This is a genomic window from Desulfamplus magnetovallimortis (assembly GCF_900170035.1).
Lineage (GTDB): Bacteria > Desulfobacterota > Desulfobacteria > Desulfobacterales > Desulfobacteraceae > Desulfamplus > Desulfamplus magnetovallimortis.
In genome coordinates, this window is record NZ_LT828543.1 from 364,957 (window position 1) to 381,350 (window position 16,394).

The window sequence follows — 16,394 nt, forward strand, 5'->3', positions numbered from 1 at the left end:
AATCCTATGTATATTTACAATTCGTTATGAATGCCTAAAAACTTTTGTTCAACTTCAGTGATTACCGAATCGAGGATGTTCATTGCATGATCCAATTCATCTTTGGTAATGGTCAAAGGGGGTGTCAGTGTCAGAAAATTTCCTTGTGAGATCTTGAAACTGAGTCCCTTGGACAATGCTCCGTACAGAATGGCATCTGCGACATCAGCTACATCAACAGTTGATTTAAGATCTGTACAGCCGATTTCCATTCCGAACAGTAACCCTATACCTCGAACATCCCTGATGAGGAGATGATGCGTTTTCATGGATACCAATTGATTGACTGCATAAGTGCCTGATTCAACGGTTTTTTCCAAAAGCCCCTCCGATTCGATGAACTCGATGGTGGCAAGGCCGGCTGCGCATCCCACCGGGCTTTTTTCATGGGTATAGTGCCCCAGTGCCTTGTCCGGTGCCAGATCCAAATCGCGTCTTGCGACAATGGCTGCCATGGGCAAAACCCCTCCACCAAGGCCCTTTCCCAACGTCAAAATGTCGGGTTCTACATCATAGTTTTCACAGGCAAACATCTTGCCGGTACGCCCCAGACAGACGGCGGTTTCGTCGAAAATCAGCAATGCACCGTGTTTGTCACACGCTTTTCTTACCGCCTGCCAGTAGCCCTTTGGAGGCAAGTTGATGTTGGTGCAGCGGACAGGTTCGGCAATCAGTGCCGCCACATCGCCCTCTTTTTCCAGCACATAGTCGATGTATGTCGCACATTTGAGCCCGCATGCCTCACAATCCCCATTGGAATCCCATAAACAGGATGAAGGATCTGCCGGAGGCACGTGCTCTGTACCCGGCAAAAGCGGACCGATCCCCCTGCGAAACAGTGCTTCTCCCCCTAGGGAAATGGCATCTAGTGATGCCCCGTGAAAGGCATCCCACATGGAGATGGTCTTGAATCGTCCCGTGACGATTCGAGCCAGTTTCAGGGCCATACCCACAGCAAGGGTGCCGCCGGGTGCAAAGAGAACTTTTCCAGCTACGTTGTTCTGTCCCGACACTTTTCCCGAAAAACTTGATGAGCCTACCGGAGCAAGACTCCCAAGCTTTTCCGCCAGCTTGATGGCCGGTACATTGGTGTAGCGCCTGGGACTAAAAGGAAGAGTACCCAACTGAGATCTCACCGCCTCCAGCACCTTTGGATTGCCAAACCCCACTTGGTGGACGCTGTTTCCATGGAAATCCAGAAAAGTGCGCCCCTCCAGATCGGTGATAGTGCTTCCCTCACACGACATCAACACGTCAAGGCAGGGGGAAGAAAGGGATTGGTGAAGAAACGCCTCTGCATCTCGCTCCAACCAATGTCGGGTCTCATCTCCAATAAACTTCTCAGACCATTTCTGCCTGGCAGAAGAGAGATTAATATCTCCCTCCGTCCTGTCGGCTTTTTGGGGAGTTTTCTCATTCACAGATGACGACTCTCCCGGCATTGACGATGATCCCGTTTGAAGATTATGGGAACTATGATTTATCATTCATCTTATTTCCCTAATTGATCCATGGGGTGCTCACCCTTTGCAAGCCGGTTGTTGATATCATCAATGATAGGCAGGCAATCCCAGATTCCTTCCACAATGTAATGGGAACCCACTTCACTGTAATTTGCTTCGATGGCTTTTAACCGGCTGTGGAGATCAGTTAGATCCAGTGCGTTCACTTCCGCTTCGGTCAATCCAAGCTCATTTCCGGACTTGGTAAGTCCGATGGTCCACATACCGGCATTAAGCCCCTCCTGAATATCGCTGAGAGTGTCGCCAATTTTAACCATGGACTCCATGGGATGGATATCCATCTTCATGGCCAGCAGATAGCACATCCAGGGATAGGGACGACCGGCAGGGACATCGGAAGAGCAGACAACGGCATCGGGAGAGTAGCCTTTCTCCTTTGCAATGGGAACCAGGACATCCATCATGGATGTGGTGTATCCGGTGCAAGATCCGATGGAAAGAGCGCGATCGCGCATGCCCTGGACCGCCTCGTGAACCCCGGGGATGAGTTCGGCATTGTCGGCGATGGCACCCACCATCAAGGATTCGGTTCTTTCGTAGAGCTTCTCCACATCGCTCTCATCGGGTTTGCGGCCATGTTGGCTTACCCACTGGGCTACCACTGAAGGAAGATTGCACATCCCCCGGATATGATCTTTTTTCATCAATCCCATAAACTGTCTGGCTTCGGCCACGGTCACATTGATATTGATCTCATTGAATACTTTGAGAAATACATCTGCAGGCCCCATGCATCCGTAATCAACAGCTGTTCCTGCCCAGTCCAGAATTGCCCCCTGAAGGGGGCCGGTATAACGTTTGTTCCGAATAAAAACTGACATAGTCATTTCCTTTATTTTACCGTGGAAATAGATACAATATTTTCATGGTCGGGGGTGGCGAAACGTCCGCCTTGTCCGTTTACCGTGAAAATGGATACAAATTTTCATATTCGGGGGTGGCTGAGTCACAGCCATGTCCGTTTACTAAGGAATGAAGACGAAATAACTTTCCCATTTTAAAATATACATATTCCGTAATTCAATGGATCTGCATTCTGAAATGGGTAAGTTATTTAAAACCCATTCCTAACCAATTTTAAATATTGTCTATTTTGATTCTACTCTTTCCCTATCTCACCATCCAGGCCTGGGTTCGTTTTTTACCCCTTTTGTCGCAAGACCAAAGAGCATTCTTGCCAGCAGATTTGCCAGCACGATCAGAATGGACATGGCACATGCAGGAGCGATGTCTCCTGCATCATCCATATTGGCCACCGCCACCGATGCCAGAGGGAGATTGGCGGAGTAGAGGAATATGACGGCAGAGACCGTTGCCATGGAGTTGACAAAATAGTACATGGCAATCTCCAGGATTGCCGGCATGCAAACCGGTACTGTGACACAAACGAACGTCTTGTAAAAGGGCACTCCCATGGATTCGGAAACGATCTCGAATTCTTTGTCCAGTTGCTTCAATGCCGTTGTGGCAGTGAGAAAACTGACTGAATAGAAATGGACAATGTTACTCATAACCAAAATGCCCATTGTGGCATACAGGAACCCCAATGGATTGGGGATAAACATCCCGGCAATGCTCCACCCCTTTGCATTGAAAAAAAAGATATAAGAAAGACCGATTACAAGACCCGGCAGGGCCAGGGGAAGAATGGAGAGAAAGTAACTGATTTCCCGCAGTACTCTCATTTGACGGCTTTTTTCAATCAGATAGGCGGCACTGAATGTAATAACGGTGCCGAAAGCCGCAGAGTAGAACGCCATGCGAATACTGTTAAAGAATGCGGCATATCCCCCTCCTCCCATGTCGGAGAAGTTGTAGTGCCAGAAACCAAGATTCAGCTTGTAGGGCCAGACTTTCACCAGGGAAGCAAATAGTGAAGTACTGTAAAAACCAACGATTAGAAGTGCAATAAAAGCGCAGTACGTCAAAAACAGAGTATCCTTCAATCGTTCCGGTTTCGGGATAAGAGGCACCGATTTTGCAGCAATTATGGCCACCTGCTTACGTTGAACGATTCGATCCACAATAAAAGCGATGACGGTGGGGATCAGAAGAACGACACTGACCACTGCCCCCATCACAAAATTTTGTTGACCGATCACCTGTTTGTAAATGTCTGTGGAGAGAATGTTGAAATTGCCCCCCACAACCTTGGGAGCTCCGAAATCGGTAAAAGCTAATATAAAGCAGACAAAGACGGCACTGATCAAACCATATTTAATCCCGGGAATTGTTACGGTAAAAAAGGTCTTGATCTTACTGGCACCCAGAGAGTCGGATGCTTCGTATAACCTGGCATCGGTCATATTCAATGCGATGGAAAGAATCAAAACGGCCTGGGGAAACGCAAACAGTACCTCAGAAATGATGATCCCCACCGGGCCGTACAGATGGATGTCAAAACCGGGAATGGTACCGAAGAAACCAGTGGTGAACAACCCTTTCCTGCCGAACAGATAGACCAATGAAATACCGTTGAGAAGTGTTGGCGCAAAAAGGGGCATCATGGCAAGGCCTTTGAAAAATGCTTTGCCGGGGATTGTTGTCCGAGTGAGGGCATAGGCGTAAAGGAATCCAAGACCAACTGCGATCAATGTCGTCAATATGGAGACAAACAGACTGTTGCCGATGGAGTTTGATAGCGCCGGTGTCTTGAAATAGTGGACATAGTTTGCAAACCCCACGAAATTCCCTGCATTGTCCATAAGGCTTTTTGACAGCAACTGAAATATGGGTAGAATCACCACAACCAGCATCCAGAGACAGACCAGTCCGATAAGCAGCCGGCGGATCCATAACTCCTTATCTATGGTCTGTGAGAGGGGCAACCTTTCCAGAGGTGCTTCTATTGCAAGTTGTGACACGATATCCTCCTGTTATGGTAAACAGTCATGGCCCAATAACACTTCGGCCACCACCGACCATGAAAACCATGACCTGTTTTCACGGTCAAAACGTCTTTCCAGCATTCCCAATGTAGAACACTTTTTCAGGCAGCATATACCCTGATGCGATCCACAGGCAGATGGATCGGGAGATGCATATTCTCTTGAAGTCCCAAACGTCGTACTTTTTCAGAAGGAACATCTGCATCAATGGTGGTATAATCGTTTCCAGAGATGGGCAGGTTCAGCGAAAGACGAAACAGTGAACCTCGATATTCGATGGCAGACACCAGGGTATTCAGGGTGTTGATACCATCTCCCCCATCCGCCTGAATCATGACATCTTCCGGACGGACACCGATCATCACAGGCTCCCCATTTTGAACCCTCCGTGCACCCCTCCCGTTTGAAATTTTCAGACGATGCTCTCCGACACCGAATATGCCATCTTCCATTTTACGTACTTTTGTAATGAAATTCATGGAGCCTATGAAGGATGCCACAAACGGCGTTGCCGGTTTGTCATACACTTCGCCAGGAGTACCCATCTGAACCAGCTTTCCTCTGTCAATGATCAGAATACGGTCCGCCATGGTCAGCGCTTCTTCCTGATCATGGGTGACCATGATGGTAGTCACTCCCAGCCGTTTTTGAAGTTGTCGGATTTCGGAACGAAGTCTGATCCTCACTTTGGCATCCAGTGCGGAAAGAGGTTCATCCAAAAGCAGCAGATGCGGAGATATGGCCATGGCACGGGCCAGTGCCACCCGTTGCTGCTGACCACCGGAAAGCTGCGCCGGATATTTATTTCCCATACCGCTCAACCCTACTGTTTCAAGAAGCTCCGTCACTCTTCCCTCAACCCCTTTTGCCTTCTTTGATCGCTGCTTCAATCCATAGGCAATATTATCTTCGGCCGTTAGATTGGGAAAAAGCGCATAAGACTGAAATACAATCCCCACATTTCTGCGGGAAACCGGCAGTTGGGTCACATCCCGTCCCTCAACGACAATTGTTCCAGATGTCGGCTTTTCAAGCCCGGCAATTGCCCGCAACACCGTCGTTTTTCCGCAGCCACTTGGCCCTAACACGCAGAGAAACTCTCCTAATTTCGTTGAAAATGAAATATCATCCAGTGCGGTAAATTTTCCAAATTTTTTCGTCAGTTGATGAACGGACAAATAGTCCGATATCTCTCCATGTTGTGTCATCTACTCCCACTCCTATTAAGTCAGGTCGGCTTTGTGTCAACACCCCACTCCCTGATAGGAGAGGGGGAAGTTATGCGAGTTTTGATTCCCTTTCCATTTTACCGTAAAAATGGATACAAATTTTCATATTCGGGGGTGGCTGAGTCACAGCCATGTCCGTTTATTCCCTCCTCCTAACCTTACCGAAGAGAAATGAATACAATCACAAAATAATACGGTCACAAGGGAATCCTATTTTGGGTCACTTTTGACGTCATACCGTTTGCTCCACTCTGCCAGAATACGAACACGGTTTTTGGCTGCCCAATCAAAATCGTTCTCAACAAGCTGTTCTTCCGGGTTTGCGGGAAAACCATCCGGAACGGGCTGACCGCTGTCATAGGCGGTGACAGGATAGACTTTTCCATACTCTTTCATGATCGATTCACTGATGGCCCAGTCAAGGAATAGTTTAGCAGACGATTTAATGGTATCTTTTTTGATCAGACAGTTGGCCTCCACATCCCAGCCGGAACCGCTTTTGGGAAACACCGTAATAACCGGCTCCCCTTTTTTCTTCTGCATAAAGCCGCGATAGGCAAAGGATATGCCCACGGGAACTTCTCCGGCACCGGCAAGTTTACATGGTTTGGAGCCGGAATGGGTGTATCTGGCAATGTTTTTATGAAGACGATCAAGATAATCCCACCCTTTTTCTTCACCCATACTTTGCAGAATGGCAGAAACCGTCAAGAATCCGGTACCGGATGATGCCGGATTGGGCATGGCCAGCTGATCGGCAAATGCCGGGTTTGTCAAATCCTCGTAATCCGCAGGCATGGGCAGACCCAGCGATTCCAGCTCAATTGTGTTCACGCAAAATCCGGTCATCCATGCTTTGATACCGACCCAGGCTGGAGTAGCCGCTTTGTCACGCATTTTAGGGCGTACCTTTTCAAGCCCTTTGGGAGCATAGGGTTGGACCATTCCGGCTTGATTACACAGCATGAGGCTTGTGGCTGCAGTTCCCCAGACCACATCCGCTCTGGGATTGTCTTTTTCGGCCAGCAGTTTGGCCGTAATAATACCGGTGGAATCCCGAACGATCTTGATATCGATACCTGCATGCTCCTTTTTAAACAGTTCCAGGTAGCCTGGGATCTCATCATCTTCCAAGGCCGTGTAAACCAGCAGTTCTTCAGACCATGCTGTGGAACTAATACACATCAGCATAGAGAAAACCACTACTGATCCAATCCAGCTTACAAAATTTTTTCCAAAGCTCTTCATTTTCTCTCCTTTCTTTCATATCTCTCTTGAATTAGCGCACTTCGTGCGGGCTTTTCCATAATTAGCTGTTTTTGCAGGATAAAAATGGAAATTCCTATACTATTTATTTACCGTGAAAATGGATACATATTTTCATATTCGGGGGTGGCTGAGTCGCAGCCATGTCCGTTTACCGTGAAAATGGATACAAATTTTCATATTCGGGGTGGCTGAATCACAGCCATGTCCGTTTACCTTGAAAATGGATACATATTTTCATATTCGGGGGTGGCTGGATGACAGCCATGACCGTTTACCTTGAAAATGACTATCATTTTTATATTTGGAGGTGATTGATACGCAATCATACCCGTTTATTATATTATTTCAATCCTTTGCAGTTTGCATAAAAAGTGACTGTTGCAGGCCAATCAGAAAAAATACCCAGAATACCGACTTCCTGAGCCAATACATCCAGAGCCGTCAGCATATCACCATCGTTGTTGGTTGCATCTTTTATTGTCTGATAATACCATCCACCACCATTTTTCAGAAGCCCCGAACGCTCAAGCGTCCAGGTGATGATATCAAGCCCGGCTGCTTTTGCTCGTCTGGCATATTCCGACGGCACAATTTTACCATTATCAACAGTGAGGAGCATCCACATGGGAGGAGCAATTATTCTCACGTTTTTTGCAAACAGCTCTTCCATGCTTGGTGACCAGGTTTCCGGCTTTGTGATGTCAAAATTTTTGTCTTCTTCATCACGGCCATCCAAATAGACCGCCTGTTTGCCGAATTGAGGGTCACTCTTCAGCCAGTAAATGACATCATCCAGGTTGAAGGATTGGGGAAATACATTTTGGGGGTCAACCCCTGCTTTTTTATAATCATTTAGCATCTGCTGGGCGTATTGTGCCTGGGTGTAATCACCGTCAAAAGGCATTGAGACACTGGGAGATTTAAGCTCCGGAGTCATTTTCATGCCAAGGCTTTTAAAAAGCTCAATGCTCTCTGCGTGGGTCATAAGGGTACCTTTGGCAGTGTAGAGGTCAGTCCGCCAGCTCGGGGTGGCATTAATATACTCCTCCACAGTTTTAGCTTTGGAATTGGAAGCATCCATCTTGCCTTTGAGCATTTTGAACTCTTCAAGGGTAATGTCGCTGGTGCAGCACTTGGCAGAGGCAGGTTTTATCATCTCTCCTGTATTTGGATCAAACTCCGCAGGTGTAAAAGGCTCGGAACATTTGGCAGCCAATTCAGGAATGGCAAGAATATTGGTGGTGGTATGAAGATCGCATTGGGAGTGGCGGCAGACAAGCTCCCTGTCTTTTGTGAAGGTTACATCACACTCACAGATGCCAGCTCCCATCATGGCTGCAGCTTCATAGGATTCTTTTGTGTGTTCGGGAAACTGCATGGCCGCTCCTCTATGACCGATGGAAAAATCGGTTCTGTAAAAGGGGCCGTCAACACACTCTCCAAGGGCTTTTTTCAGAGTACCTTCATCCATGTCATTGACAAGATAAAATGGACGGGGGCCAAGTTGAATGGTGTCATTGTTTCCCATTTTTTTCTCGTCGGCAGAGACAAACGATGCAAAATAGCACAATGCAGCAAAAATAGTGATGGTGGACATAATTGTTTTACGCATGTTAATCAAATTCTCCTCATTTTTAAGATGTTAAAGTGGTCTTTTTATTAGAAAGTCTCCATAACATGCTGACATACAAAGACTTCCATGGTTTGTAGTGACAGATAGATCTGCCATGGCCGTTATATGAAATAAGTCCCATTTCAAGAACGAATTTTACTTTTTATAAAAAAAAGATGAGAAAAGAGATGGACAAAAAGGATAGTCCAAAAAAATTAGCCATTCCATCATGGAAAAGAGAGTTATGGTCATATGCTTCATGTAAACAATGGGAGCGTTGTCATCACTTGAATCTCTATTCTTTCCTTTAAAAAATCGTGTAATCTGTTTGGAATTAGTCATGTTTTCTCCTTACTTACGATAATTTAAATTCATTGTTATTCTGGCATGCTTCATTTCCCAGTTTACACTTTCCTAATAGAAAACTCTGAATGGCGGGAACCTCTCACAAAAAAGTGTAAAGTACTTTTGGAGTCAAATGAAGGGTGCCGTTATTCTATACAGAAAAATTTAGGATTGACACCCATATCAGGGTTCTAAATGGAAAAAGTAGAGATAAGATTATTGAGATTTTTAGCAAGTCTCTGGAGCCCCTCTGCACTTGTTTTCACCTGGTAGCTGTTATCGGACATCTCACCGGCGGTTCTGCTTACTTCTGCAATATCTTCGGTGATCATACGAGTCACTTCCGAAGCCTGGGAGACATTTTCATTGATTTCGGATAACCCTGATGAAATTGTGGAAGTCCTTTCATTGATCTGCTGTGTTGTACTGGATTGCTCCTCCACTGCCGAAGCAATGATGGAGATGATATCATTAATATCACTGGTGACTTTTTTAATTTTATCAATGTCGGAAACGGTACCGGCCGTAGCTTCCTGGCTTGCCTCAATGCTTTTTTTTATTTCAAGGGTTGCCTGGGCGGTCTGTCTGGCAAGCTCCTTGATTTCGGTGGCAACAACAGCAAAGCCTTTTCCAGCATCACCTGCCCGTGCTGCCTCAATGGTGGCATTGAGTGCCAGAAGATTTATTTGCTCGGAAATTTCTGTAATGGACTCAGTGACCTTGTCAATATCTTTTGCAGATGCCCCCAGTGCATCAACGCTTACCGATGTCTGTTGAACAAGCAGAACTGCTTCATCTGTGATTCGTTTGGCCTGTTCTGAATTTCTGGCTATTTCACTAACTGTTACCTGCATTTCACCTGTGGATGATGCCACTCTGTTCATCTCTTCCGTGTTTTCTTCCATCCTTGAAGCAACTGCTGCAAAATTTGAACTCATCTCTTCTGCAGCAGAAGAGACAGATTGAGCTCTTTCCGACATATTTTTCGAGCCATCATCAAGATATCCGGCAATGCCGCTGAACTCTTCTGAAGCATTCGTCACTGTTTGGGTTTCATTTCCAATATCCCGAATAATATTCTGGAGCTTTTGAATAAAGGTGTTAAACCAGAAGGAGAGTTCTCCAATTTCGTTTTGATGCTTAATCTCCAGCCTCCGTGTCAGATCGCCTTCTCCCTGGGCAATATCCTTCAATCCTTCCGACACTTTTTTTATTGGGTTGATGACAATAAAACGAACACTAATAAAAATCGTAACCAAAAGCATGAGATCCAGCATGAAGACAATGAAAATCAGCTTCATCAGGCTGTTTTGCAGCTCTTTTTTCATAAATTGGTCGCTAAAATAGACTGTTACCTTTCCAAGTATCTTGTCTCCTCTTGAGATCTGACTTGAACTGGAAATATATTTTCCCTGAACCGGCTCTGTTGCCGGAACGATTTTCCATGATTCATCTCTTCTACTGCCGGCAAACAGTACATCCTCATCACCTTCTGTCACCACAATTGCGTAAATGGTTTTCATTTTCATATTGGAGGAGAGAGTTCTGTTAACCTGGGATTCATTGGCATCCCACAATGGATTGATGAGGGTTTCCGCAACCCTTTCAGAGGTAAGCTCGGCTGTTTCATGAAGCTCCGTGGTCATATTCAAACTGGTAGTGCGGTAGTTATAAAATGCAAAAAGAGTAAGTATTACTGTACAGATAAGCAGGGGTACAGATATCATCCTGAACTGGATGGCATGTATGATTTTTTTTTCCATTCTTGTTGTGATCCTGTTAATTTATACACTTAAAACAGTTTATCGGGTAAATTTATTCAGACGAGTGCAATATGTCCCTAAAAAAGGCATCTTTCATTTGTCGTTTTACACTTTTTTTGAATCATGATTTTCATGATTAAGGGATTACCTTGATTTTTAATCGTGTTAATCCTTTAATCATGGTTCAGAATTTTTAGAAAAGTGTAAACTAATTTTGAGTTGATATGAAGGATGCCTAAAAAAGCAGATCAAATGCTTATTGTTGATAAACTTGTTCAGAAGCCATGTTTTTTCAGAATACGCTCCAGTGTTCCATCGGATTTTATTTCTGCAAGACCCTTTTCCAGGGCTTCAAGTTTTATTTGGGCATCAGGGGTCTTTTTTGATATGCAAAGAAAAAGATCTTTGATCTCAAGGGGCGGGTTTACAACATCAATCTGCTCCACAGCATCCGGCAAATTTTTACGGACCGTATCATATCCTACAAATTTATCTGCAACAATCAGATCAACTCTTTTTTTGAGCAGTTTCTTGAAATTTGTGAGATCATCTGTTGCCTCATCTTTTTTGAGATAATCAGCTTCATCAAACTCCCGGGTATTAATGTACCCTCTGACTACACCTATAAAATAAGGTTTGAGATCACTTAGGGAACCATAATGTATCTCTTCCCCTTTACGTTTAAAGAACACAAGAGGGCCACCTGGAAACGATGAAGAGACTTTAAAATCCTTCTGAAGTTCATCAGAATAATATTCAGGGAAATAACCATCATACTTTCCTTCCCTGGCCATCTTGACCACCCTTGCCCATGGCAGAAAGTCCATTTGAATCTCATATCCAGATCGTTTAAAGGCTTCCCTAATAACTTCTGCAACATAGCCGTTGTCCGGTAGGGTCTGGCCGATGTAAGGTTCCCAGTCAAGGGTTGCAAGTTTAATAGGTTGAGCCGCATGTGCAAAACCGGATAATACCAGCAAAATCAAAATAACTAGAATCAGTTGATAAGTTTTTTTCATAATAAAATTTCCTTTTTCGGAGTTGTGTTCTTGCAAGGTTTGACTGTCGGGTATAAAACGCTTTGAATATTTGAAATGTCTGAAAAAGCCACCCGACGATTTAAACTTGAAGAAACAGTAGTGATTAATAGGTTTATCTATTATTACGTCACTTAAAGTCACAAATACTCTAAGAGCACTTTTTTTCTTCGGATAAATAAGATCCATTGTTTTCAAGCACCTGCCTTATTGTTAGCCCAAGTGTCTCTATGTCAAAAGGTTTATCAAGCACCTCCTTTGCACCTTTATTGATAAGCTCTTCCCGTTCAAGGGCAGCATTAAACCCGCTGCAGACAATTATGGGAATATCTGGCCTTATCAGCAGCAGCTCTTCCATCAATCGATCGCCTGAAATATCCGGCATACTCATATCAGTCATTACCAGATCAAATTTCCAGGGGCTCTCCTTGAAGCGACTTAGTGCTCTAAGGGGGTTTGTGCAACTGGTGACCCGATATCCAAAGTGTTCAAGGGCTTCGCAAAACATTTCCACCAGCATGGGTTCGTCATCCACAATCAGAATCTGTTCATTGCCATGCAGGCTCCTGAGCGGAGTTGCAATCTCCTGATTCCTGCTGTCAGATACTGCCGGAAAAAGGATTTTGAACCGTGTGCCTCTACCCTGAGTACTGCTGACCGAGATATGACCATCATGGCTTTTAACAATTCCCTGAACAATGGAAAGCCCCATGCCGGTACCTTTATCAATGTCCTTTGTAGTAAAATATGGATCAAATATTTTATCCTTAATGGCCGGCTCAATACCACAACCTGTATCCCTGATTATTAGTTGTACGTATTTGTTAGCACTACCTGAGTGGAGAGCAGAAAAAGTTTGAGTTGATTCTGTATCGTTTACGCTACCGTCCTGTTCATGATTATCAGGAGTGGGCAAAGAGGGTATCTCATGCAGTTCAATGGTCAAGGTACCACCATTTTTTTCCATGGCATGGGCAGCATTAGTACAAAGGTTAAGTATAACCTGTTGAATTTGGGTGGCATCTCCGCTGATAGGGGGAATGTTGTCTGCAATATTTGAACGAATTTTAATATTTCGCGGAATAGATGAGCGGAGCAACTGACTTGACTCCTCCAGAAGCTCATCAATTTTAACCGGCTCCCGTTTTTGTTCGCCCTTCCGGCAGAAACTCAGCAACTGCCTGATCACATCCTTTGCTCTGCTGTTGGCCGCGGCTATGGCATCCAGTTTGGGACGTACCGGATGATCTGAAGGGATGGCATCAATGACAAGCCCCAGATTGCCGATTGTAATACCCAGAATATTGTTGAAATCGTGGGCAATGCCACCTGCAACCCTCCCTACTGCTTCTATTTCTGGGACTGCCGAAGCTTATCTTCCAATTCACGCTTCTCCTCCTCGGCATTTTTTCGCTCGGTTATATTGGAACAACACCCCTGTATGGCAATTATGTTACCTTTTTCATTAAGTAAAGCGGTATTTGATTGAAGTATCCACCTTGCATTCCCCTCCTTGTCAATAATCCGATACTCAAATTCCGGGTCAAGTATGTTATTTTTTATTTTTTCCCATGTCTCTTCCATACACTTTTTAAAATCTGGATGGATAATGTACTTTAAAAAAAAGGGCCTGGTGGCAACATCTTCCTTGCTGTAACCGAATACAGATTGCACAGAAGGATTAATGTATTCACATATGCCATCAGGCACAGTTATCCTGAAAACCGCTTCATTGAGATTTTTTAAAAGAATATCTGCCTGACCCAAAGCTGTCATCTGGGATTCAATGGTAGCTCCCATTTGTGAAAGCACATTTCCAAATGGTTGAAATTCCATGTAGGGAATGGTGGTTTCTTTTATGGAATAGTTACCGGAGGCATATGAATGGACAATGGAGTTCAATTGTTTAAGGGGAGACTGTAGAGATCTGTGTATGAAATATTTTGTACTCAAATATAGTGATATAAAAATCAGAATCAGGGTCATACCAAAAGAGACGATAAAGTATTGACGTTCTGTTGCAATTGACTGTGTGGTAACGCCAATTGTAACTTCACCCAGAATTTTACCTCTGGATTCAATGATGCGGCTTCTGAAAAACTGAGGGAAACCACTTTTTTTATCCTTAAAAAAAATGATATCCTCACCTTCTTTCACAACAAACATATCAATCAAATCATTTTGAAGTGTTATCTCTCCAATTTGTCTAATGCTTGTGTAATCTACATTCCAAAGAGGCAGAAGCAGAACGGCCTGAAGGTATTCGATGGTTTCATCAGCTTTCTTATTTAATACTTTTTTATAATGGTATGAGTTGTAACTCCAATTGATGATAAGGGCTGTCATCAAAACCACGCTGACTGTTAGCACAAGGTTTAAAGCCAATTTTCTGGATATTGCGTAAGATTTTATCAATGTTGATTTTGCCGGATGTGTATTCATTATTTACCGTTGATGTGGATAAAAAAAATTTAGCACTCATTATATTGCCTTTGCGAGCGCTTTCACTTTTTATTGTCAATGCTTCATGAAACGCCATACGACTCTTGATTTGAAAAAATAGCAGAATCAAATTTGTTTTTCATTAGAGCAATGTAATATTCTTGTTAGAATTTTCAAACAACATCAAAATCCAGACCAGCGCCTTAAAGCCTCTTTGCAACTTCAGGAAACGATGTCATAATTTTTTCCAGAAAATGATATTGTTATTAATAATCAAATTACCAGTTTCTAATGAAAAGCTAACAAACTGACTGTAATATGCTTCCTATGGCAATTTCTAAAGGACTTTCATGATTCGTTGTGGCAGATGGTTCTGCCATGGCCGTTATATACTCAAAATCGACATCTTATTGCTTTTTCAGAAGTTATTGCAGTTGTCTGAACCAGGATAACCAGGATGGATAGGATGCTCAGGATAGATAATCCTGCCTTATCTTGTTAATATTGGGAATCCTGATTCAGACAGTGTTGACAAGCCTTACAAGATCATAGGCGTCAACTTTGAGTATATAAAAGAGTTCCAAATATTAGATTGTGGCGGTCATCCGCTATGCAAGTTATTTAAAAAATGGAGATAAAAATGAAACAACATACTATTTTAGAAAAAGATGCCAAAAAAGTGGTCGAAAACTATTTAACCAATCAAATAAAAAGGGTTATTGAGCAGGCTGTACTTGTGGATAATGGAGAGTCATGGCGTTTCTCTTTTTTTGGAATTCCTTCGGAAAACCTGACTGTTACAAAACAAGGAGAGATTGTGTTTAATGATCATGGTCACTCCTGCTGCATAAGTGGTTTATAATACCTTGTGGGGCGTAATATGCAAAATAACAATGGATGACGGATTTTTTTCATGCTCAATCTTACAGTGAATTCACTGATAAAAACACCTCTGACAACTGCTATTTCCACTCGTATTCCAGATGTTAAGGAGAGACTTAGGCATCAATCACCTGTTGCCGGTATTGTAGTACTTGATAATGGAAAAATTGCCGGACTGATGATGAGCTACCATCTTGACAGACTTCTCGGAACACGTTTTGGATTTAACCTCTACTCCCGACAGCCTGTATCCGTCCTTATGGATCCTTCTCCTCTTATATTAAAACCATCTACTTCCCTTGAAGATGCTGCAAATCTGGCCATGCACCGCAAACTGGAAAAGGTTTATGATGACATTCTGATTGCCGAAGATGAGGAACTTCTTGGAGTTGTAACGGTAAAAGATCTGTTGTTGGCTCTTGCTGATCTTCAAGAGAGTAAAACCCGTGAAGTTACAAAAGCTCTGACAAAAACCAAGGAATATGCCATGAAGGCGGAAAGGGCATCCCGTTTTAAAACCATCTTTCTGGCGAATATGAGCCACGAGATAAGAACCCCCATGAATGGCATCATAGGTATGGCTGACTTGTTGATGGACTCAGGCTTGACACCAGAACAAAGAGAATATGCACAAACTATTGTCAACAGCGGGGAAAGCCTCCTTCAACTGATTAATGACATCCTGGATATCTCCAAAATTGAAGCAGGCAAGTTAACTCTGGACGAAGTTCGTTTTTCCCCTGCTGAAGAGATGCACAAGGTTTCAAATCTCCTTTCCCTTGCTGCCCGTGAAAAGCAGTTGAAATTTTTGATGACTACAGATAGCAATATTCCTGCCTTTGTCACAGGATCCTCCCAACGTCTCAAGCAGATTTTGACCAATCTTGCGGGAAACGCCATCAAATTTACCAATAAAGGCAAAATTTTTATGAATGCATACCAGGAGAGTGGAGACTCGCTTAAATGCACTTTACGATTTGAAGTCCATGATACCGGTATTGGCATTGATTCAGAACAAGGCAGTAAACTGTTCAAACCTTTCTCCCAAATAGATGAATCCTTGAGACGTAATACCGGCGGGACAGGACTTGGGCTTGCCATATCAAAACAACTGGTGGAGATGATGGGGGGCAATATTGGTTTTACCAGTGAATCCGGAAGTGGCAGTTGTTTTTATTTTACAGTATGCCTTAGTCATCCTGAATACACATCAGATTCACAAATAAAAGGGGAAAACCTGAAAAAGAGTTCTGTAGAAAAATCTGGCTTACATAAAGAGAACTCTATCATTCAATGTTCAGATTTTTCAGCCAAAATACTCTTAGTTGAGGATAATGCAGTTAACCGCAAGCTCGCCGAAAAAAT

13 protein-coding genes are annotated in these 16,394 nt (G+C 43.7%); 2 read left to right on the forward strand and 11 right to left on the reverse strand.

What is annotated here, in order from left to right; translation table 11 throughout:
* Positions 1–14: 14 nt before the first annotated feature.
* The 11 genes from pbfA to MTBBW1_RS10110 all read right to left on the reverse strand — a co-directional run bounded on the left by pbfA (position 15) and on the right by MTBBW1_RS10110 (position 14,147).
* Positions 15–1,460, reverse strand: coding sequence for a (R)-1-hydroxy-2-aminoethylphosphonate ammonia-lyase (gene pbfA, locus MTBBW1_RS10060; RefSeq protein ID WP_222424028.1), 1,446 nt, complete (start codon positions 1,458–1,460; stop codon positions 15–17).
* 71 nt (positions 1,461–1,531) lie between these two features.
* Positions 1,532–2,383: a phosphonoacetaldehyde hydrolase gene (phnX, locus tag MTBBW1_RS10065; protein ID WP_080802769.1), complete on the reverse strand. Its 852-nt coding sequence runs from the start codon at positions 2,381–2,383 to the stop codon at positions 1,532–1,534.
* A gap of 294 nt (positions 2,384–2,677) precedes the next feature.
* Positions 2,678–4,426 carry a putative 2-aminoethylphosphonate ABC transporter permease subunit gene (locus MTBBW1_RS10070; RefSeq protein WP_222424029.1) on the reverse strand — a complete coding sequence of 583 codons (1,749 nt, stop codon included), beginning with the start codon at positions 4,424–4,426 and terminating at the stop codon, positions 2,678–2,680.
* Between the two features lie 125 nt (positions 4,427–4,551).
* Positions 4,552–5,658 (reverse strand): putative 2-aminoethylphosphonate ABC transporter ATP-binding protein, encoded by a 1,107-nt coding sequence (locus tag MTBBW1_RS10075; RefSeq protein WP_080802774.1) that lies wholly within the window; start codon positions 5,656–5,658, stop codon positions 4,552–4,554.
* A 231-nt stretch (positions 5,659–5,889) separates the two neighbouring features.
* Entirely contained in the window at positions 5,890–6,927 is a 1,038-nt protein-coding gene (locus MTBBW1_RS10080; protein WP_080802776.1) for a putative 2-aminoethylphosphonate ABC transporter substrate-binding protein, read from the reverse strand.
* Positions 6,928–7,288: 361 nt separating this feature from the next.
* Entirely contained in the window at positions 7,289–8,560 is a 1,272-nt protein-coding gene (locus MTBBW1_RS10085) for a glycerophosphodiester phosphodiesterase family protein (RefSeq protein WP_080802779.1), read from the reverse strand.
* Between the two features lie 156 nt (positions 8,561–8,716).
* A complete protein-coding gene (locus MTBBW1_RS10090) occupies positions 8,717–8,902 on the reverse strand; it encodes a hypothetical protein (RefSeq protein WP_080802781.1) in 186 nt (61 codons plus the stop codon).
* A 194-nt stretch (positions 8,903–9,096) separates the two neighbouring features.
* Positions 9,097–10,668, reverse strand: coding sequence for a methyl-accepting chemotaxis protein (locus MTBBW1_RS10095; protein WP_080802784.1), 1,572 nt, complete (start codon positions 10,666–10,668; stop codon positions 9,097–9,099).
* A gap of 275 nt (positions 10,669–10,943) precedes the next feature.
* On the reverse strand, positions 10,944–11,687 hold the full coding sequence (locus MTBBW1_RS10100; RefSeq protein ID WP_186441196.1) for a substrate-binding periplasmic protein: 744 nt from the start codon (positions 11,685–11,687) through the stop codon (positions 10,944–10,946).
* 169 nt (positions 11,688–11,856) lie between these two features.
* Entirely contained in the window at positions 11,857–12,894 is a 1,038-nt protein-coding gene (locus tag MTBBW1_RS10105) for an ATP-binding protein (protein WP_080802791.1), read from the reverse strand.
* Between the two features lie 161 nt (positions 12,895–13,055).
* Complete coding sequence (locus MTBBW1_RS10110) at positions 13,056–14,147, reverse strand: PAS domain-containing protein (protein WP_080802794.1); 1,092 nt, start codon at positions 14,145–14,147, stop codon at positions 13,056–13,058.
* A gap of 640 nt (positions 14,148–14,787) precedes the next feature.
* Here MTBBW1_RS10110 and MTBBW1_RS10115 point away from each other — a divergent pair.
* Both MTBBW1_RS10115 and MTBBW1_RS10120 read left to right on the forward strand, forming a co-directional pair.
* Positions 14,788–15,009 (forward strand): hypothetical protein, encoded by a 222-nt coding sequence (locus MTBBW1_RS10115; protein ID WP_080802798.1) that lies wholly within the window; start codon positions 14,788–14,790, stop codon positions 15,007–15,009.
* Positions 15,010–15,060: 51 nt separating this feature from the next.
* The coding region (locus MTBBW1_RS10120) for an ATP-binding protein (protein WP_139786726.1) at positions 15,061–16,394 on the forward strand (1,334 nt) is incomplete at its 3' end.